Genomic DNA, 18,358 nt, shown 5'->3' with positions numbered 1-18,358 from the left:
TGCCTGGGCCGGGACCGTATGGTCAGTGACTGCCGCGTTCGAGGCGGCGCCCTGTGGGGAATTGGACATGGGGGATCCTTTGGTTTCCGGTTTGGGGAGTCGGGCTTGCGGGTACTACTTGCTGAGGTTTGCCAGGCGTTCGGGGCTGAGGAGCTCCCGGAGCTGCGTTTCGGTGAGCAGGCCGTGTTCGAGGACGAGTTCAGCCACGCCGCGGCCGGTGGCGAGGGCTTCCTGGGCGATTGCGGTGGCGGTGGCGTAGCCGAGGTGCGGGTTGAGGGCGGTCACCAGCCCGATGGACTGTTCGACGGTGAGGCGGAGGTGCTCGGTGTTGGCGGTGATGCCGCGGACACAGCGGGCCGTGAGGGTGCGGCAGGCTGCTTCGAGGTGCGAGATGCTCTTGTGCAGGCTGTGCACGATGATCGGTTCGAACGCGTTGAGCTGGAGCTGCCCGGCTTCGGCGGCCATGGTGATGGTGACGTCGTTGCCGATGACCTCGTAGGCCACCTGGCTGACCACTTCCGGGATCACCGGGTTGATCTTGCCGGGCATGATGGAGGATCCGGACTGGACGGCGGGTAGGTTGATCTCGCCGAATCCGGCCCGCGGTCCGGAGGAGAGCAGGCGGAGGTCGTTGCAGGTCTTGGAGAGCTTGACGGCCACGCGCTTGAGCACGCCGGAGAGGTGGACGAAGGCGCCCACGTCCTGGGTGGCCTCGATGAGGTCGACGGCGGTGACCAGCGGCAGGCCGGTGATTTCGGCCAGGTGCCGGCAGGCGGCCTCGGCGTAGCCGGCGGGGGCGTTCAGGCCGGTGCCTATCGCGGTGGCGCCGAGGTTGATCTCGTGGATGAGCAGATCCGCCTCGGCCAGCCGCTGCCGGTCCTCGCCGATCGTCACCGCATAGGTGCCGAATTCCTGGCCCAGGGTCATGGGTACGGCGTCCTGGAGCTGGGTGCGGCCCATTTTCACGACCGTGCGGAACTCCATGGCCTTTTCCGCGAACGCCTCTTCGAGTTCGGCCAGCGCGGAGAGCAGCTCGCGGGCGGCGAAGATGGTGCCGAGCTTGACCGCGGTGGGGTAGACATCGTTGGTGGACTGGCTGAGGTTCACGTGGTCGTTGGGGTGCAGCCGGGCGTAGTCGCCCTTGGGATGGCCGAGGATTTCCAGGGCGCGGTTGGCGATGACCTCGTTGGCGTTCATGTTCGACGACGTTCCCGCGCCGCCCTGGATCACGTCGACCACGAACTGTTCGCTGAGTTCGCCGTTCATCACATCGGTGCACGCCTGTTCGATGGCCGCGGCGCGTTCGGCGTCCAGCAGCCCGAGTTCCAGGTTGGTGCGCGCGGCCGCCAGTTTCACGGCGGCGAGGCCGCGGACCAGGTGCATGTTGGAAGAGAGCGGCTGGCCGGTGATGGGGAAGTTTTCGACGGCGCGCAGGGTGTGGACGCCCCAGTAGGCGCCGGCGGGGATATCACGGTCGCCGAGCAGGTCATGCTCGGAACGGACGCCAGGAAGAGTCTGGCCGTCGGACAGGGATTGGGCATCCGGCAGGGTTTGGGTCTCGGTCATGTGGTGCGGTCCTTAAAGAACGTCGTCGGTCGGGGACAGGGAAGAAAAGTCTGCGGCCCGGAGCAGGCCCACTTGGCGGCCGCCGCCGAAGACCGCGCCCGTGGCGATGCCCGCAAGGGCGGAGGTGTCGACGTCGAGCGCTTCCAGCGCACGGACGGTGACAGGCATTCTGGCCCGGTCACCGCCGTCGGATATCTTGACGGCGACGGCGCGTCCGTCCGGCAGCCCAACCAGTTGGATGCCTTCGAAGCCGTCCTTCGCCAGGGCGCCGGGCAGGAGGCGCATGAGCTCCGTGACGTCGCGGCCCTCGCCCGCCACCATTTCCGGATGGCGGCGCATGGACTGCGCGACGGCGGCTTCCGGGCTTTCGGGGGCGGACTCACCATCCGCCAGTTCGGCGGAGGCGAGGCGACCGAAGGCGCGGGCCATTCCGGCCAGGGTGAGGGCGAACAGCGGCGTTCCGCAGCCGTCGGTGCTGACGCCGGCGGGTTCCTCACCGGTCAGATCGGTGACGGTTTCGGCGACCAGCTTTTGCAGCGGATGGGAGGGGTCCAGGTAACCCTGCACTGGCCAGCCGTTGATAACGCAGGTGGCGGCCATGGCGGCGTGCTTGCCGGAGCAGTTCTGGGCCAGCTGGGTGGGCCGGCCGCCGTCACGCAGCCACTCCTCGCGCTCGCGGACGCCGTAGGGGAGGTCGGAGCTGTTTTCGAGGGCCGCGGCCGTGAGGCCGTGCAGTTCCAGGATGCGGCTGGCGCCGTCGAGGTGCCGGGCTGCGCCGGAGTGGCTCGCCGCGGTGAGGGCCAGCAGATCGGCCGGCAGGTCCAGCCCGGCCCGGACCATGGCCACGGACTGCAGGGGCTTGAGGGAGGACCGGGGGTAGAACGCGGTCCGGGGTTCGCCGGCGGTGAGCAGGGTGCGGCCGCCCGGGGCGGTGGCGATCAGGGAGCCGTAGTGGACGCTTTCCACCAACCCGTCACGGGTCTGGAACGCGAGGGGCTCGTGCCGTGGCGGGATCGCTGCGGCGGCGGCGGGCGGCGCGGAAAGGGAATGGCTTGCCGGTATGGCGGGGGAAGGCATGGCGTCCTCTGGGTTGCGTGTTGACTTGAGTTGGGTGTGGCGTGGAGGCGTCGGGTGGAGCCGGTCGGTTCGGAGAGCCAGGGATGCGGGGCCGCTACTGGTTGAGGATGGAGTCGAGGGCTTCGCTGACTGCACGCAGGTGTTCGGCCATGGCCGCGCTGGCTTCCGCCGCGGATCCGGCTTCGACGGCGTCCAGGATGAGCCGGTGCTCGACGTCGGAGGCGTGCTGGCGGTCGGCCACCATGTTGAGGGTTTCGGACTGATGAACGAGGGCGTCGCGGATGTCGGCCACCACGCTTTCGAACACCTTGTTGCCGCTGGCCCGGGCGATGGCTGCATGGAAGCTGGAGTCGAGGGCAACCCAGGCTTCGGGGTCCGTTTCCGCGGCCATGGATGCCATCATGCCGCGGAGGATCTCCAGGTCCTCGGTGGTGCGGCGCTCGGCAGCCAGGCCGGCGGCGGGGACTTCAATGTGCGGGCGCGCCTCGGTGAGGTCCCGGGCGGAGAACTGGCCCAGGACAAGGTCGTTGGCAACATGGTCGGCCACGACGAACGTGCCTCGGCCGGTCTTTGTCACGGTCAGGCCGAGCGCGGTGCAGGAACGCAAGGCTTCGCGGATCACGGAGCGGCTCACTCCGTACTGCGAAGCCAGGGCAGCTTCCGAGCTGAGCTTGGCGCCGACGGCCAGCGCGCCGCTCTGGATATCGGCGCGGATGGCGTTGAAGACAGCTTCGGCCGCACTGAGGCGGGCCAGCGGAAAGGTACCCGCTCCGCTCCGATGGTCGGCTTGCTGTCCGGCTGTCCGGCTGTCTGACAGGTTCACGATTAAGAATATGGCACGGGTCACAGGCGGCTGTCAACCAGGAGTCGGCAAAAGGGGGGTAGCCCTCCCAAGCTTTTTACAGGTTATTCAGTCGAACATGGTCCGAGGGGGAGTGCACGCAAGTTGCCAGGACCGCAGCAGCAGGCGCTTCGATTTCTCGTATCCAACCGGAAAGGTTGCACGGGACTGGCATTGGCAAACGACTGCGATGAGTGGTGAGGCTAGTGACCATCCCGATACAGGCCGACGTTCAACTCCCGGAATCAACTTCTTTTCGCTCGGGCGGGCGCAGTAGAGGTCGCAGGGCCTCCTGGCTCCCCGCGCTGCTGGCAGCGCTGTCGCTTGCGCTGACTGTTTTGGTGGTGCCGGTTACGGCGTCGGCTGCTGTAGGTGACGTTGGGGTCGAGGGGCCGTCCCATACGGGGACGGGGACGCCGACGGGTACGAAGCGGCAGACGAATGCGTTGTGGTTCAACGACGGGATCTGGTGGGGGAACCTGTGGGACACGGCTAGCTCGGATTTTCACATCTTCCGCTTCAATGCCGCGACGAGCTCGTGGGTCAATACGGGTGTGACGACGGAGACGCGGTCGAACACCCATCATGACGTGTTGTGGGACGGGACCACGTTGTATGTGGCGAGTTATCGCTTCGTCAACGACGGTCTGCCGGCCGAGCCGAACTTCCCATCGACGATGCGGCGTTTCAGCTACAACTCGAGTACGAAGACGTACGCGCTCCTGAGTTCTACAAACATCAACAACCACAAAGTCGAGACCCTGTCCATCGACAAGGACTCGACTGGCCGGGTTTGGGCCACGTGGCAGCAGGCGAACCGGATCTATCTGAACGTCACTGCCACGGATGGCAGGACGTGGGGGACGCCGTTCGTGCATCCTGCGTCGTTGGGCAACGTGTCCGTGGACGACACTTCGGCTCTGATCGCGTTTGGAACCGGCAAGATGGGCGTGATGTGGAGCCGGCAGCTCGGTGACGCCAACGACGGCATGTACTGGAGCTCCCACATCGATGGAGCGGCAAGTACCACCTGGACCACTCCTGTGGCGGCGGTGAAGGGGCTGCGCAGCGGTGATGACCATATGAACCTGAAGTGGCTGGACTCCTCGACTAATCGGGTTTTCGCCGCTATCAAGACGTCGTTCACCTCGGCGTCACAGCCCCTGATCCAGCTGTTGGCATTCGACGGTACGACGTGGTCGGCGCACACGATCGCGACTGTGGCCGAGTGCCCCAACCGTGTGATCGTCATGCTTGATGAGAGCACGCAGAGGGTGCGTACCTTCGCTACCTATCCGAAACCGAGTGGCACGACGAACGCCGGTGTCTGCACCAGCTCGGGGGGTGCGATCTATGAAAAGTCCACCCCGCTGGACAACATCAGCTTCACCACCGCTAAGACGGCCCGCATCGTGGACGCCGACCAGTATGTGCACAACGCGACGTCGACGAAGCAGAACCTCAACAGTACGGCGCTGGGTACGGCCAACAGCGGCCTGCTGGTGCTCGCCGATGTGAACGCCACCAGCCGGTACTGGCACTTCTACGACCCGAGCGGCGGTGCAGGTGGTGGTGGTGATACGACGGAGACCATCACACTCACGGCCACCGCTGACAGCTATGTCTCGAGCGGGGCGACGGGGACGAACTTTGGCACGAATACCACGCTGCGTTCGGACAACAGCCCGGTGGAGGCCACGTACTTGAAATTCGACCTCTCGCCGTATGCGGGTAGGACGCTGGTGAGTGCCAGGCTGCTGCTGCGCAGCGGCGGGAACGGGTCTACGGGTACGCAGAACGTCAAGCTGGTCGCCAGTGACAGCTGGACCGAGGGCGGTATCACGTACACCAACCGTCCGGCGCTCGGCACCAGCATCGGCAGCCTCGGCCAAACAACGACCAACACCAGCTACAGCGTTCCATTGACGGCCAGCGCCCTGACCGGCGACCTCGGCCAACAGCTCTCTCTTGGAATGGACGCCAACGGCAGTGACGGCCTGGAACTCAACTCCAAGGAAGCCGGAAGCACGGCCGCACCCAAGCTGGTACTCACGCTGCAGAAGTAGGAATAGGAACACGCTCTCGGCCGGGTGCTTCGCAAGGCAACAACGAGGACGAAGCCCTCGGCCGGGACGGTCCACATCAGCAACACCCTCCGACCGACACCACCCAGACAGGGGACGATCATGCGCAGGCAGACCAAGGCACTGCACTTCGACATCCACGGCCGCGTCACGATACGCGTCGACGAAAAAGCGCCGGCCGCGGCCCAGCTCCAGAGCATGCTGGCGTGTTTCGCCACCGACACTGAACGGCCGGCCAACATCATCGTCGATGACCGGCCGGAGGCCATGCCGGATGCGGGCCTGGTCGAGCACGAGCTCGCGTACACGGAGAACAGCGTGCGTTTCCAAGACGATCGGGTCCAGGTCGTGAGAGACGCAGAGCAGTGGCGCATTCACGGGCCGGGCGAACTGTTGACCACCGTGGTGCCTGTTCTGGATTCCGCCATGGTGGGCCGAGGAGCCGCCATGATCCACGCGGCAACGATGGCGTACCGGGGTCACGCGATCGCGCTTCCCGCCGCCGGAGGGACCGGTAAGACGAGCACCGTCGCCAAGCTGATGCGGCGCGACGGGTGGTCGTTCATGGGCGACGACTGGGCCTTCCTCACCGAAGACGCCACCCTACTCGGCTACGCGAAGCCGATGTTCATCAAGCCGCACCACCGGGCCATCTACCCGCACCTGTTCGAAGGTGTCCGGAAACCCCTGGTCCCGTCACGGCTCTCGGATAGCGTCAGCCGGCTCACCACCGTGGTGCACCCGTACGTCATCCGTTATCCGCGCCTCGCGGACTTCTCCCGGCGATGGTCGCCGGAGCACCGCATGGTCTCGCCGGGGACCGCGTTCCCGGGGCGGGAATTGACGACCTCGGCACCCCTCGCGGCCGCCGTCTACGTTGAGCGCTTCGAGGGCGCCCGGTCTCGGGTCGTTGAGCGGACGAGCGAGTGGATGGTCGACCGCATGCTCGGCAATTTCCATATCGAGATGGCGGGCTTCTCGCAGCGGGTCGTGACCGGCCTGGCGGCCACGTCCGTCGTCCCCTGGCGCGAACACTTCACAGCGAAGGGGCTCGTGCTGGACAAGGCGCTCGACGGCCGGCCCTGCCACCTGCTGCAGGTGCCATCCTCGTACACGGCGGACGAGGCGTCGGACGACATCGTCCGGCATCTCGAGCAGCTGCTGCCGTCAGTCCTCGACGAGCAGATCTGAGGGGTGGAAACCGTGAGTAGCAGCCCTGCCGAGGTCACCGCCGTCGTTCCGGCCCGAAACGCGGAGAGCCTGCTCCCGCGCTGTCTCGAGGCCCTGCGCCAGTCCGGTGTCGCCGAGATCATCGTGGTGGACGGATTGTCGACCGACCGCACCGTCGACCTCGCCCTCGCGGCCGGTGCCCGGGTCCTGAGTGACGAGGGCCGCGGCCTGCCCTGGGCTCGAACGCTTGGTGTAAAGAGCAGCAGCACCCGCTGGGTCCTGCTCGTGGATGCCGACGTCGTCTTCGGGCCTTCGGGGGTCGGCGACCTGCTCACGGAGCTGGTGGAGGGCGGCTATGACGCACTACAAGCCGGCCTGGAGAGTGTCGCTGGACCAGGCTACTGGGGACAGGCGCTGGCACATCATCACCGCACCGGCCGCAGCCGCAACTGGTTCGGCCTCGTGGCGACGATCGTTGACCGGGACTTGATGCTGGGCCTGGGATTCGACGACTCGTTTAAATCGGGGGAGGACATAGAGCTGCGTTGGCGGATGCGCCAATCAGGGCTGCGAACAGGGGTGTCACAGCGGGTCACCGTCGAACACCGTTTCGCCGCAGACGACTTCGACTTCGCGCTCGACCAGTTCCTCATGGACGGAACGGGACTGGGCCGGATGGTCCGCAAGCACGGCTGGCGTGGTGCGAGGCTGGCGCTGCTGCCTGCCGCCGCGGCAGTCCGGGGCAGTGCCTTGAGTCTCGCCGCGGGCCAGCCCCGGTGGCTGCGCTACTACGTCGCCTTTTGCTGGTACAACTACGTGGGCCTGACAAGGGGTCTCGCGTCGTGATGGCCAGGGGCGTGAGGGCCAAGCGGGCGACCGCTGTCACGGACGCCTCGATCGTCCGGCACTCCGCCCTGCGCAGCTCGCTCGGCCTCGTTGCGGCCAAGGCTGCCCAGACGGGCGCTGGTTTCGCCTTCTGGATCGTGGCCGCGCGCGCGACGTCCGACCGTGAGGTCGGACTCACCACGGCCGCGGTCTCGGCAGTAATGATCTGCACGCAGCTCGCGGTGCTGGGCGCCGGATCTGCCGTGATCGTCTCGGTGGGGCGAGGGGAGCCGCCCGCTCGGGTGCTGGACGCGGCGTTTGCCATCGTGGGGGTCGCCGGAACAGTGCTGGCCCTCGGCTACCTCGTGCTGCAGTCTGTCGTGGCGCCGGACACGGCCTCGGCATCGGTTCTCTTCTGGCTCACGTTCCTCGTGGCTGCCGTCGCCGGAACCCTTGTCATCGTGCTGGACCAGGCGCTCGTGGCGTTGGGACGCGGTTCCAGCGCGACCTTGAGGTATGCGTTGGGAGGCGGGGTCTCACTCGCAGCTGCAGGGCTCGTGGCCTGGCGGGCGCACGGCGCCTCCGCCGACGTGCTGATGGCCTGCTGGACCCTCGGGACGGCGGTGGCGTGCGTCGTAGGTGCTGTCCAGCTGCGAAGACTGGTCGGCTACAGGCCGCGGCCGTCCTTGCGCTCGGCGCGCGGCCGTCCACTGCTGGCGCTGGGCATTCCGCACCAGCTCCTCACCCTCACCGAGCGAACCCCTGGGCTGGTGCTGCCGCTCCTGCTCGCGCACATGGTTGCGCCGGAGGCAGCCGCCTACTGGTACCCCGCATGGATGATGGCCTGGGCCGCCTATACCGCTCCGGTGCTGATGGGCATCGTCCAGTTCTCAGAGGGTGTCCGCGATGCGGACCGCCTGGTGTCAACCACATGGGCGAGTCTCCGTTGGTCGCTCACCGTGGGAGGCCTGGCTGCCGCCGTCCTCGTCCTCTTCGCCCACCCGCTGCTCAATCTGCTGGGGGAGCGGTACGCCGAGTCGTCCGCCGGCGCTCTGCGGTGGTTGGCGGCCGGACTGGTGCCGTACGCGGTGCTGCAGGCCTACAACGCCGTCTGCCGGGCCAGCGGCCGCTACGCGGAGGCAATCGTGGTCGGTGTGGCGCTCGGTACCGCACTCTGCGCCTCAGCCCTGGCGGCCGCCGACAGGGGGGCCACCGCCATGGCCCTTGCATGGCTGGTGGTGCTCTCCATCGGGGCAGTGATGGTCGGCCTCCGGCTGGTCGCTGTCCTCCGGCGCGTCACGCAGGACGCGCCATGATCAGCACGCACGATGGGACCTGCCGCAGCGACGGACGCTGGAATCCCCGTTACGTGTGGCCGACAGTGATGTGGATCGTCGTGGTGGTTGTGCTCATCGCGTCCGGAGCCTTCGTGCCGGACGTGCCGCGGGATGAGCTCGCGCTCCGTGAACTGGGTATCGCTGATGCCCTCTCGCGCATCCAGGGGATCGAGCCCAGCATCGAGGGGCACTTCGGCTGGCCGGGGTTGTTCGCCCTCCGAGCCCCGATGGGCCGGGCCAGACACCGGACAGCCCTGGCAGAGGCTCCTTGGATTGAGGACGATGTAGCTGCGCCTCTTCCTTCCGCGCACTCCGGGAGTGCTCGGGTGAGCCACGCGGCGCGGTGGTGGCTCCTCAGCGATCTGCACCTGGGCGCGACGGACGACGATCCGCGGTGCCCCGGGAGGATGCTGCCCCAGTTCCTGTGCCGTGAGGTGCTCGCCGCCTCCGGTCCGCAGCAGCACATCGCCTTCGTCGGTGACACGTTCGAGCTGGTGGGGTTCGCCGAGGACGAAAGCCTGGCCCGGCTCGAGTCCATCCTCACCCGCCACCCCGACACGTTCTGGGCGCTGCAGGCCTGCGCGGCCCGCGGCGTGCAGCTGCACTTCGTGTGCGGCAACCACGACGCGGACCTGGCCCGCCCCTCAGTTGCCGCACGCCTGTCGGCGTTGTTATCACCGGCCGAGCCGGCACGGGTCCAGGTGTACCCGTGGTTCCTCCACGTGCCCCGTGTGCTGGTGGCCGAGCACGGGCACCAGCACCATGCCCTACATCGGATGCCCGAGGTGCTCCGCGTGGCGGTCAACGGCACCGACGGGCTGGACCTGCCGCCGCTCGCCGCCTGGCACGCCGACCCATCGAAGTCTCCCCTGAGCCGTGCCGCGGCCGTTGCCCGGGCGTGTCTGGCGTCCGAGCGGGCGGAACGCCGCGTCCGGGAGCTCGCGTACTTTGAGCTGTTGCAGGCCGAGTCACGGCGGCTCGCGCTTGATGAAGTGGCCATTCGGGACCTGGCGCACCTCTCCCGGTTCCGGACGGTGTCGGCGCTCCCGGTCGCCGCGACTCGCATGGTGCTAGCAGCCGCCGGGCGCAGAGCCGCCGGCAAGAGGGCTCCTGCTGCAGCGGCCCGGTTCGCACATACTCTCAGGGCGCACGGCGCCGGCGTGGCCTGGTACGTCTCGGCCCACACCCACCGGGCCTTCGAAGCGGCGCTCGAGGCGTGCCCCACCCGCTACGTCAACACCGGCACATGGAGTTCGGACGTCCGCGGTCGTGGACCTGACCAGACGGACCGTCGGGCGTTCCCCTACGCCGTGGTCGACGTCGCCCGCGACGGTAGCACCAACGGCGGGCTGCGGTACTGGCGTCCGGACGGTACGTGAGCCGTTGCTCAAGAACCGGTACGAACGTTCCGATTATGGTTCTGCCCGCATCTGTAATTAGGGAGTACGATGTGGGTGGAAACGAAAACGGCACGATCGTACCGGCGCGGGAGCGAATGTGGCTCAGGATTTTGCAGCACATCTTGCAGCAGCCGTCCGTGCCCGTCGTGGGGCCCTCCGCCTGAGCCAGCAGGACCTCGCGGACATGGCCGGAGTCTCCGAGCGCTTCGTCCGCTTCGTGGAACAGGGCAAGCCGAGTCTCCGGCTGGACACCCTGTTGGCCTTGCTGGACACCCTCGGCGTCGAGCTCCAGCTCGCAACCCGGACCAGCGCCGCCGCCCGCGCGCTGGCCGCCCAACCGCTGGCCGCCCAACCGTTGGTGACCCAGCCGCCGCCGGCCGTCCCGCCGTCGGCCGCACCGCTGGAAGGCAACGGACCCAGCGCAGGGGAGGGCCAGCCGTGAGGCACCGCATCGCGGACATCTACAAGCGCGGCGTCCTGGCCGCCCGGCTGGAACGGCACGACGGCGGCACCAGGTTCAGCTATCTGCCGGCGTACCTGCAAAGCGGCCGCCCCGCCGTCGCGAGTTCGCTGCCGCTCACTGAAGAACCCGTACTCTCCGGGGCGGGTGCCGCGCCGCCGTACTTCACCGGGCTGCTCCCGGAGGGCCGGCGGCTGAACGCGCTTCGCCGGTCCATCAAGACCAGCGCCGACGACGACCTTTCCCTGCTCATCGCCGCCGGCGGCAACCCGGTCGGCGACGTGCAGATCGTGGGCCACGGGGAGCCGCTCGACCCGGAGGAGCACGCCGTCGAGGTGGACCCGCGCCGGCCCGTGGACTTTGACGAGCTGCTGGGCGACTCGGGCCTCATCGATCCGGTGGCACTCGCCGGCGTACAGGACAAGCTGTCCGCCGGGATGATCTCCATGCCGGTGGCAAGCGCGGGGCGCCGGTTCATCCTCAAGCTCAACGCCCCGGAATTCCCGCACGTGGTGGAGAACGAGTTCATCATGTTCCGCTACGCGGCCAGGCTGCGGATTCCGCTGAGCCGGGTGCAGCTGATGCGCGACGTCGCGGGCCGGCCGGGGCTGCTGGTGGAGCGCTTCGACCGGGTGCCGCTGCAACGCAAGGTCGCCGACAGTGCGCCGGACGCGGTGCAGCGGCTCGCCGTCGAGGACGGCGCACAGGTCCTGAAGCTCTACCCGGCGGACAAGTACAACGTGGGGTTCGGAACGGTGTGCCACGCGCTCGCCGAGTACTGCTCGGCGCCGCTGCCGGCGCTGCGGAACCTCGCCATCCAGGCCGCCTTCGCGCTGCTGAGCGGCAACGGCGACCTGCATGCGAAAAACGTGTCCATGGTGCAGCAGCCGCACGGGGAGTGGTCCATCGCGCCCGTGTACGACATCCCCTCCACAGTGGTCTACGGGGACAAGACGCTCGCCCTGACGCTCGGCGGCAAGCGCAGCGGCATCTCCCGCAAGCACTTCCTGGCCTGGGCCACGGGCCTCGGGCTGCCACAACGCACTGCGGTGCAGGCGGTGGATTTGGCGCTGAAGGCTGCGGGTCCGCTGCTGGCTGATCTGGAGGCCGGGACGGCTTTTGCGGCAACTGCCGCCGGTTCAAGGGCTGCCCCAGTTCCAACGGCCTCCGTTTCAACGGCCACCGTTTCAACGGACGACGGCGGCGCCTCGCCTTTTCCGGACATGGTCACCAGGGCTTGGGTCAAGGAGCTCAAGCATCGGCGCCGGCTGCTGGAGGGGTGAGCCCGGGAAGCCTAAAGCCCAGGACCGCCGTCGTACCAGCGGAGCACGCGCAGGGCCCGAAGCGTGTTCCAGCGGCTGGGGCGCCCGTCCCCGTCCTCCATGGTGAAGTGGATGCGGCCGGGGTGGGTGTTCTCGAGCAGCCAGGTTCCGTCGGGCTGCCGTTTTGAGCGGAGCAGACCGACGGCCTCGGAAAGCCGGGTGTCCGGCGGTCCGTCCGCATCCTGGAAATACCTGTCCTGGAAATACGCGTCGCGGAAGTAGTCAAGGCCGCGCAGCGCGTCGTAGAACCAGCGGGTCGGGTAGGAAAACTGCAGCCACTCCGGGTCCACCAGCTCGCCGGTGCTTTTGCGCCGGAGCAGCGCCCGTTCCAGCAGGTATTCCTCGCCCCGCTTCCGCGCGGCAACCGACTCCGCAGTTCCGCCCGTGGCCCGCTCATGTTCCAGCAGCCCTTCCAGCACATTGATGGTTGTCGCGAACGACGAACGCACCGACCCCCGCTCCGCCTCGCAGTTCCAGCCGCCGTCCGCGAGCTGCTCGCCGAGAAGCCGCCGGACGATGCCGTCGACGTCCTCGCCGAAGTACGCTCCGAGGGCGACGGCCTTGCCGTTGATGCAGGGCTCCACCTCGCCGTCGAAGAACGGCTGGCCGCCCTCTTCCCAGCGGCTGTTCTCCCGCACTTTCCGGACCGCGGCGCGTGCCTGCCCGCAGCCGGGGTCGAGTCCGAGGTCGCGCAGGAGCAGCAGGCTGTAGGTCGTTGCGGTCCAGGGCTGGCCCGCCTCGGAGCCGTCGTAGGGGACCGGGAAGAAGGTGCCGCCGTCCCACTGGCCATCGTCGCCCTGCAGGGCAAGCATGCGCGCACCCCAGCCCTCGGCGGCCACCCGGGCACGCTCCGTTCGCACCACGTCGGCGGGCGCATCCGTCAGGTCACGCAGGACCTGCCACCGGATCGCGGGGTCGGAATCGAGTAACCAGTCGAGCACGCGTCTAACCGGGCCGGTAACCGGAAGCTAGAGGTGCTGGATGCCCGCGCGCTGCATGGCGTCCTTATAGACCTCCACGCTCTTGGTCAGGAGTTCCTCCTGCTTGGCCTCGGAAACAGCAAAGGCCCGCCCGCCGAGCGCGCTGGCCTTGTAGATTTTGATGCCGTTGTTCTTGAGTGAGTAGTGGTACGTCTTCTCGAAGAGGGTCAGGAAAGTGGCGGCGTCGGTCCCGTGGGCGATGATGGCCGAGACGCGCCGGTTGATCTTCAAGAACTGCCGGAAGGGGCGCAGGCCGTCGGTCTTCTCCTGGACGCTGAGGGCCGAGGGCATGTCCGGGTCGCGTACCCAGGGGTAGGCGTTCCACGGCATGACGTAGCGCGGATCCAGCTCGGCGAGCTCGTAGATCTGGGTGGCGCGCCGGGCGGCCTCATCATCGTTGAAATGGGATACGAAACCGGACTCGGTTCCCTTGCCCGGGCTGACCTGGAGGCTCACAATCCGGCATTCGTCCTCGTCATGGACGGGGTCGATGTAAGGAACGGTCGATCCCGGCTTCTTCTCCATGAGTTCATCGCACAGTTGCGTCACTGCTGCGATGTTCGGTTCCTGTAGCAGGGCTTTCTTTTCGTCCCAGTCAATCGTCACGATTTCTCCCTTAGCTGCATGGCGTCCAAGAATCAGGCGTCTTAGGCCACTCTACGCTTTTGACGGTAAGGGTGGGTGGGGGAGTTCCCGCCGACCCAACAGGACTCCTAAACCCCTGCACCGCGGAACGTGAACCGGCCCGCCACGAGCGTTGCGGCGACGGGCATTCCGGCGAACACAGCATCCGGCGCGGCAAGGGGATCCGCATCCAGCACGGCGATATCCGCCACAGCCCCGGCCCGGATCCGACCGCACCCCCGCGTTGATGCGAGCAGCGCCTCCTCCCGGGTCAGTGCCTGCTCCGGGTGCCAGGGGCCGCGGCCGTCATTCCGCGCCCGCGTCGTCGCCGCGGACATCGCCAGCCACGGATCCAAGGGGGCCACCGGCGCATCGGAACCCAGCGCCAGCCGCGCCCCGCCGTCCAGCAGCGAACGCAGCGGGAAGGCCCGGCCAGTGCGGCCGGCCCAGTTGGCGTCAGCGGCGTCGCGGTCGTCGAGCGCGTGGGCGGGCTGGACGCTGGCCGTCAGGCCAAGCTCACCGAACCGGGCGAAGTCCTCCTGCCGCACAAACTGTGCATGCTCGATCCGGCCTCCGGTCCCGGCTTCGGCGAAGGCATCGAGCGCAACCTGGTTGGCGCCGTCGCCAATGGCGTGGACCGCCGGCACAAAGCCCGTTTCCCGGGCCCTGGCGAGCAGCGCCACCAGCTCGGCTTCGCTCACGGTCAGGATGCCGTGCCCGCCGTGCGGGTACGGGTCAACACAGAAGGCGGTGCGCGTGTTGAGGGAGCCGTCGATGAGCACCTTCAGCGGACCCACCCGCAGGAGTCCCGCCCCGCCGCCGACCGTTTGCCCCGTCCGCATTCCCGCGTCGGCCGCCTGCTCCAGGTCCTCCGGATACACGCCCGCGTCAACGCGCAGAGAGCCGAACCCGCCGGCGATCCGGCGCAGCCACACGTCACGGTTCCACGTCATCTCCAGATCCACCACGCCCACAACACCCCGGGCGGCGGCTTCCTGGCCGGCCGTGCGCACCCAACCGTCGACGACGTCGTCGGGCAGCTTTCCGAGCTCCCGCGTGACGGCGAACGCAGCCTCCTCGCGGAGCAGCCCGTCTGCCGGGAGCTGAAGACTGTATCTCCGGGCGGCCGCTGAATTCAGCCAGACACAGTGCAGATCATGGCTGATCAGGGCTGTGGGCACTTCCCGGGTGGCGTCGTCGAGCATTTCGGCGCTGGGGACGTCGTCCCATACGGCGTCCCGGAAGCCTGCGCCCACCACCGTCACTTTCCGGTCCGCCCCGGTACCCGCCGCCGTCATCCGGTTACGGACAAGCTCGACGGCGGCGCGCGCCGAAGCGGCGCCGGACAGGTCGATCCGGTTGGCGGCCAGCGCCCACTGCGTCATGTGGACGTGCTCGTCCCATAGGCCGGGCACGACGAAACGCCCCTCAAGATCCAGCACCTGGGCATCCGCTGCCGTAGGACCTGCGCGGCGTTCTCCGGCTGCGGTGATCGCCGAGACGTGGCCGTCGCGGATATGGACGTCGCGGCATTCTGTCTCGCCGGGCAGTCTCACGGAGGCCAGCACCAAGTCGGTGGGCGTCGGGCGTTGCGTTGCTTCGTGGTCCTCGCTGGAAGGCATAGGGACAGGCTAGGCAGGTTTCCGGCCAGCGCCAATCAGAGGTCCGCCGGAACGCCTCTTCCCTGTGCCAGCAACAGGGTGCATTCTGGACGTTACACGGTTCCGACAAAGAAGTCGGGGAGGCGTTTGCCATATGAACCTTAGTATCCGGTCCCTTCGAGTGCTCGGACCATGCCGTCTTGGGCAGCGGCGGCCCGCCGCGGGGACGTGACGCCCATGGACCGCACTTCCAGCCATCACCGCCTCAAGGTCGTGGTCCACATCGACGCCAACATGGAGCGCGCCTGCATCGAGGTCCGCGGAACGCTGACACCGGCCAACATCCGGGCGCTTTATGTTGTGGCGCGGCGTGCCAGGACTCTGCTGCCGGGCAAGGAAATCATTCTGGACCTGTCGATGGCCCGTGCCGCCATGGACATCATCACCGCGCTCCATGATCCCGCCCAGCTCACCCAACTCAGCGGTGAAGGCACGTCCGAGAAACCCTGCCGGCTCAGCATTCTGGACCCCCGTCCGGGCATCCACGCGCACCCCTCATTCACTCACGGTCACGGCGACCACGGTCACGGCGACCATAAGCACGGTGTCCACCTGCGCGCTGACGACACCGGCCGCAGTGCCCGGGACAAGGAACTGGCATGAAACCCGGCCGCATGGTGATGCTCGTCCTCGGTACGATCGCCGCACTCCTGGGGCTGGGGCTGCTGGCGGGCGCTGCCGGGGTGGGCTGGCTCAACTTCCAGCAGCGCGACGAAGGCTACTTCACCACGCAGTCGCACCGGTTCGATGCCGCGTCCTCCGCCATCACCGCGGCAGGGCTGGACGTCATGGTCAGCGGCAGGCTGCCGGACGTCATTCCTTCGGAAACGGCCGGCAGCATCCTGCTCCGCGGAGTGGCCGCCAACCCGGGCAAGGGCATCTTTATTGGTGTCGCACCGCAGCAGGAGGCGGCGCGCTATCTCGAGGGAGTGAAGCGCTCCGAAATCCGGGAACTGAATCTGCGGCCCTTCAGGGTCGATTACACCGAAGTGCCGGGAACACGGACGCCGGCCCGCCCCGGAGCCCAGAACTTCTGGGCCGCATCCGCTGAGGGCACCGGCACGCAGGAACTCAAATGGAACGTCCTTCCCGGCAGCTGGACCGTGGTGGTCATGAACGCCGACGCCACCGCCCCGGTTTCCGTGGATCTGCAGGCCGGCGTCCGCTCCGACCTGCTCTGGCCGCTGTTCCTGTGGCTGCTCATCGCCGGGATCGTGTTGCTGGTCATCGGCGTGCCGCTGATCGTTGCCGGGGCAATGGGGCTTGGACGGCACGGTCCGCCGCCGCACCTTCCGCCGGGCCAGTACTACGCCGGCCAGGACCACCCGGGTCGCTACCCGCCTGGCCATCCGCTCGCGGGCCGTGCTGAGCCGGTGGAAAGCCCGACGGCGGGACCTCCCGCCGCTGCCGGCGCCTCCGGGCCGCTCGCCAGTTCTGCCGTGCCGGGCGGAAGTGCAGGCGTTCCGCCCGGGAACGCTGGAGTACCACCGGGGGCCACGCCTGTGCCACCAGGCATGCAGCCGGCTTCCTCATACCCGGCTCCGGGCTATCCCGCGCCCGGCTATCCCGCCCCCGGCTTTCCCGCCCCCGGCAGCGGGGCGGGCGCACCGCCGCCGCCCGCCGTCGTCGACCTTTTGGAGAACCCGAGGTACCCGGCCCGCCTGACAGGCCATGTGGACCCGGCGCTGTCCCGGTGGATGTGGCTGGTCAAATGGTTCCTGGCCATCCCGCACCTGATCGTCCTGTTCTTCCTCTGGTTCGCACTGATCGTGACCAGCATCGTGGCGTGGTTCGCGATCCTGTTCACGGCCCGCTACCCGCACTCACTGTTCAACTTCAATGTGGGCGTGCTGCGCTGGAGCTGGAGGGTGTCCTTCTACGCCTTCACGGCGATCGGCACGGACCGCTACCCGCCCTTCACCCTGGCCCGCACCGACTACCCGGCCGACTTTGAGGTGGACTATCCGGACCACCTGTCACGCGGCCTGGTGCTGGTGAAGTCCTGGCTGCTCGCCATCCCGCACCTCCTGATTGTGGGCGTGCTCGCAGGTTCCTCGCGTACCTGGGTGGCGGCGTCAGATGACGACTTCGCCGGTGCCGGCCGGTACTCGGCAGGAGGCGCCGTCTCCCTGCTCTCGCTCCTGGCCTTCATCGCCGGCGTCATCCTGCTGTTCACCGGCAGGTACCTCCGGAGCCTGTTCGACCTGCTGATCGGACTCAACCGCTGGGTCTACCGCGTCCTGGCATACATCGCGCTGATGCGGGACGAGTATCCTCCGTTCCGGCTCGACATGGGGCCCGTCGATCCGGGCGGACCGCCGGCCGCCGGTCCACCAGCCACCCCACCGCGAAGGCCATCATGAAACTCACGGTCCACACCTTCGTGAGCCTCGACGGCGTCATGCAGGGCCCGGGAGGCAGGGACGAGGACACCAGCGGCGGCTTCGAATTCGGCGGCTGGGTGGTGCCGCTCTTCGACGAGGACATGGGCAGGATGGTGAACGCATGGTTCGCCGAAGCCGACGCCATCCTCCTTGGCCGCACCACCTACCAGATGTTCCAGCCCTACTGGGAGCAGGTCACCGACCCGGACGATGCCGTAGCCAAGGCGCTCAACAGCCTGCCCAAATATGTGGTGTCCTCAACTCTGACCGAGGCGACGTGGAACAACACCACCATCCTCCCGGCGAATTTCCTTGAGGCTGTTGACGACCTCAAATCAGGCCCGGGCCGGGAGCTTCAGGTCCACGGCAGCTACCGGCTGGTCCGTGCCCTGCACGACGCCGGCCTGGTGGACGAGTACCGGCTGATCATCTTCCCGCTGGTCCTGGGCCAGGGCAAGCGGCTCTTCGAACCCGGCGTCACGCCCTCGGCGTTTACCCTGGCCGGGAGCAAGGCGACGTCATCAGGTGCGGTCCACCTGACCCTGCTGCCCGCAGCCTTCGGTGCCGCCGACCTGGAGGTGGGGGAGTTCGAGGTGCGGGACGGCCGCGAGCAGGTCAAGGACTGAC

At 67.9% G+C, this 18,358-nt stretch carries 16 protein-coding genes; 10 read left to right on the top strand and 6 right to left on the bottom strand.

What is annotated here, in order from left to right; all coding sequences use genetic code 11:
* Positions 1-114: 114 nt before the first annotated feature.
* The 3 genes from ARGLB_RS02790 to ARGLB_RS02780 all read right to left on the bottom strand — a co-directional run bounded on the left by ARGLB_RS02790 (position 115) and on the right by ARGLB_RS02780 (position 3,466).
* Entirely contained in the window at positions 115-1,566 is a 1,452-nt protein-coding gene (locus tag ARGLB_RS02790) for an aspartate ammonia-lyase (RefSeq protein ID WP_003798650.1), read from the bottom strand.
* A gap of 12 nt (positions 1,567-1,578) precedes the next feature.
* Positions 1,579-2,643: an asparaginase gene (locus ARGLB_RS02785; RefSeq protein WP_003798648.1), complete on the bottom strand. Its 1,065-nt coding sequence runs from the start codon at positions 2,641-2,643 to the stop codon at positions 1,579-1,581.
* A gap of 94 nt (positions 2,644-2,737) precedes the next feature.
* Complete coding sequence (locus tag ARGLB_RS02780; RefSeq protein ID WP_043417772.1) at positions 2,738-3,466, bottom strand: FadR/GntR family transcriptional regulator; 729 nt, start codon at positions 3,464-3,466, stop codon at positions 2,738-2,740.
* 224 nt (positions 3,467-3,690) lie between these two features.
* Here ARGLB_RS02780 and ARGLB_RS02775 point away from each other — a divergent pair, with 224 nt between their 5' ends.
* The 7 genes from ARGLB_RS02775 to ARGLB_RS02745 all read left to right on the top strand — a co-directional run bounded on the left by ARGLB_RS02775 (position 3,691) and on the right by ARGLB_RS02745 (position 12,043).
* Positions 3,691-5,550, top strand: a complete 1,860-nt coding sequence (locus tag ARGLB_RS02775) for a CBM96 family carbohydrate-binding protein (protein WP_245531461.1) — start codon at positions 3,691-3,693, stop codon at positions 5,548-5,550.
* A gap of 120 nt (positions 5,551-5,670) precedes the next feature.
* Entirely contained in the window at positions 5,671-6,759 is a 1,089-nt protein-coding gene (locus ARGLB_RS02770) for a hypothetical protein (protein ID WP_003798640.1), read from the top strand.
* A 12-nt stretch (positions 6,760-6,771) separates the two neighbouring features.
* Positions 6,772-7,584 (top strand): glycosyltransferase, encoded by an 813-nt coding sequence (locus ARGLB_RS02765; RefSeq protein WP_085929180.1) that lies wholly within the window; start codon positions 6,772-6,774, stop codon positions 7,582-7,584.
* A gap of 11 nt (positions 7,585-7,595) precedes the next feature.
* A complete protein-coding gene (locus tag ARGLB_RS02760) occupies positions 7,596-8,879 on the top strand; it encodes a lipopolysaccharide biosynthesis protein (protein ID WP_245531460.1) in 1,284 nt (427 codons plus the stop codon).
* Entirely contained in the window at positions 8,876-10,279 is a 1,404-nt protein-coding gene (locus ARGLB_RS02755; protein ID WP_003798634.1) for a metallophosphoesterase family protein, read from the top strand. Before ARGLB_RS02760 ends, ARGLB_RS02755 begins: the two co-directional genes overlap by 4 nt.
* Before the next feature lie 118 nt (positions 10,280-10,397).
* Positions 10,398-10,742: a type II toxin-antitoxin system RelB family anti-toxin gene (locus tag ARGLB_RS02750; RefSeq protein ID WP_083839580.1), complete on the top strand. Its 345-nt coding sequence runs from the start codon at positions 10,398-10,400 to the stop codon at positions 10,740-10,742.
* Positions 10,739-12,043 carry a type II toxin-antitoxin system HipA family toxin gene (locus ARGLB_RS02745; protein ID WP_003798630.1) on the top strand — a complete coding sequence of 435 codons (1,305 nt, stop codon included), beginning with the start codon at positions 10,739-10,741 and terminating at the stop codon, positions 12,041-12,043. The genes ARGLB_RS02750 and ARGLB_RS02745 overlap by 4 nt, the downstream gene beginning before the upstream one ends.
* An 11-nt stretch (positions 12,044-12,054) precedes the next feature.
* On the opposite strand, the gene ARGLB_RS02740 is transcribed toward ARGLB_RS02745, so the two are convergent.
* From ARGLB_RS02740 to ARGLB_RS02730, 3 genes are all read right to left on the bottom strand, one after another.
* The gene (locus ARGLB_RS02740) at positions 12,055-13,023 is read right to left on the bottom strand and encodes a hypothetical protein (RefSeq protein ID WP_003798628.1); all 969 of its coding nucleotides are present in this window, start codon (positions 13,021-13,023) and stop codon (positions 12,055-12,057) included.
* A 27-nt stretch (positions 13,024-13,050) separates the two neighbouring features.
* A complete protein-coding gene (locus ARGLB_RS02735; RefSeq protein ID WP_003798625.1) occupies positions 13,051-13,668 on the bottom strand; it encodes a uracil-DNA glycosylase family protein in 618 nt (205 codons plus the stop codon).
* A gap of 107 nt (positions 13,669-13,775) precedes the next feature.
* Positions 13,776-15,308 (bottom strand): amidohydrolase, encoded by a 1,533-nt coding sequence (locus tag ARGLB_RS02730; RefSeq protein WP_003798623.1) that lies wholly within the window; start codon positions 15,306-15,308, stop codon positions 13,776-13,778.
* Positions 15,309-15,479: 171 nt separating this feature from the next.
* On the opposite strand from ARGLB_RS02730, the gene ARGLB_RS02725 reads away from it, so the two are divergent.
* Genes ARGLB_RS02725 through ARGLB_RS02715 form a run of 3 tightly spaced genes read left to right on the top strand, consistent with a single transcriptional unit; the run spans position 15,480 to position 18,357 of the window.
* Complete coding sequence (locus ARGLB_RS02725; RefSeq protein WP_043417758.1) at positions 15,480-15,950, top strand: hypothetical protein; 471 nt, start codon at positions 15,480-15,482, stop codon at positions 15,948-15,950.
* Positions 15,947-17,710 (top strand): DUF4389 domain-containing protein, encoded by a 1,764-nt coding sequence (locus ARGLB_RS02720; RefSeq protein ID WP_003798619.1) that lies wholly within the window; start codon positions 15,947-15,949, stop codon positions 17,708-17,710. Before ARGLB_RS02725 ends, ARGLB_RS02720 begins: the two co-directional genes overlap by 4 nt.
* Positions 17,707-18,357, top strand: a complete 651-nt coding sequence (locus ARGLB_RS02715) for a dihydrofolate reductase family protein (RefSeq protein ID WP_003798616.1) — start codon at positions 17,707-17,709, stop codon at positions 18,355-18,357. The genes ARGLB_RS02720 and ARGLB_RS02715 overlap by 4 nt, the downstream gene beginning before the upstream one ends.
* Position 18,358: the final 1 nt, after the last annotated feature.

It is taken from the genome of Arthrobacter globiformis NBRC 12137 (assembly GCF_000238915.1).
In the GTDB taxonomy this organism is placed as follows: domain Bacteria; phylum Actinomycetota; class Actinomycetes; order Actinomycetales; family Micrococcaceae; genus Arthrobacter; species Arthrobacter globiformis.
This window is presented reverse-complemented; position numbering and strand designations above follow the sequence as displayed.

Excerpts from the sequence above, each read along its gene's own strand:
- ARGLB_RS02785 (WP_003798648.1), bottom strand. The coding sequence starts at position 2,643 with ATGCCTTCCCCCGCCATACCGGCAAGCCATTCCCTTTCCGCGCCGCCC.
- ARGLB_RS02790 (WP_003798650.1), bottom strand. The coding sequence starts at position 1,566 with ATGACCGAGACCCAAACCCTGCCGGATGCCCAATCCCTGTCCGACGGC.
- ARGLB_RS02715 (WP_003798616.1), top strand. The coding sequence starts at position 17,707 with ATGAAACTCACGGTCCACACCTTCGTGAGCCTCGACGGCGTCATGCAG.
- ARGLB_RS02730 (WP_003798623.1), bottom strand. The coding sequence starts at position 15,308 with ATGCCTTCCAGCGAGGACCACGAAGCAACGCAACGCCCGACGCCCACC.
- ARGLB_RS02770 (WP_003798640.1), top strand. The coding sequence starts at position 5,671 with ATGCGCAGGCAGACCAAGGCACTGCACTTCGACATCCACGGCCGCGTC.
- ARGLB_RS02720 (WP_003798619.1), top strand. The coding sequence starts at position 15,947 with ATGAAACCCGGCCGCATGGTGATGCTCGTCCTCGGTACGATCGCCGCA.
- ARGLB_RS02725 (WP_043417758.1), top strand. The coding sequence starts at position 15,480 with ATGCCGTCTTGGGCAGCGGCGGCCCGCCGCGGGGACGTGACGCCCATG.
- ARGLB_RS02755 (WP_003798634.1), top strand. The coding sequence starts at position 8,876 with ATGATCAGCACGCACGATGGGACCTGCCGCAGCGACGGACGCTGGAAT.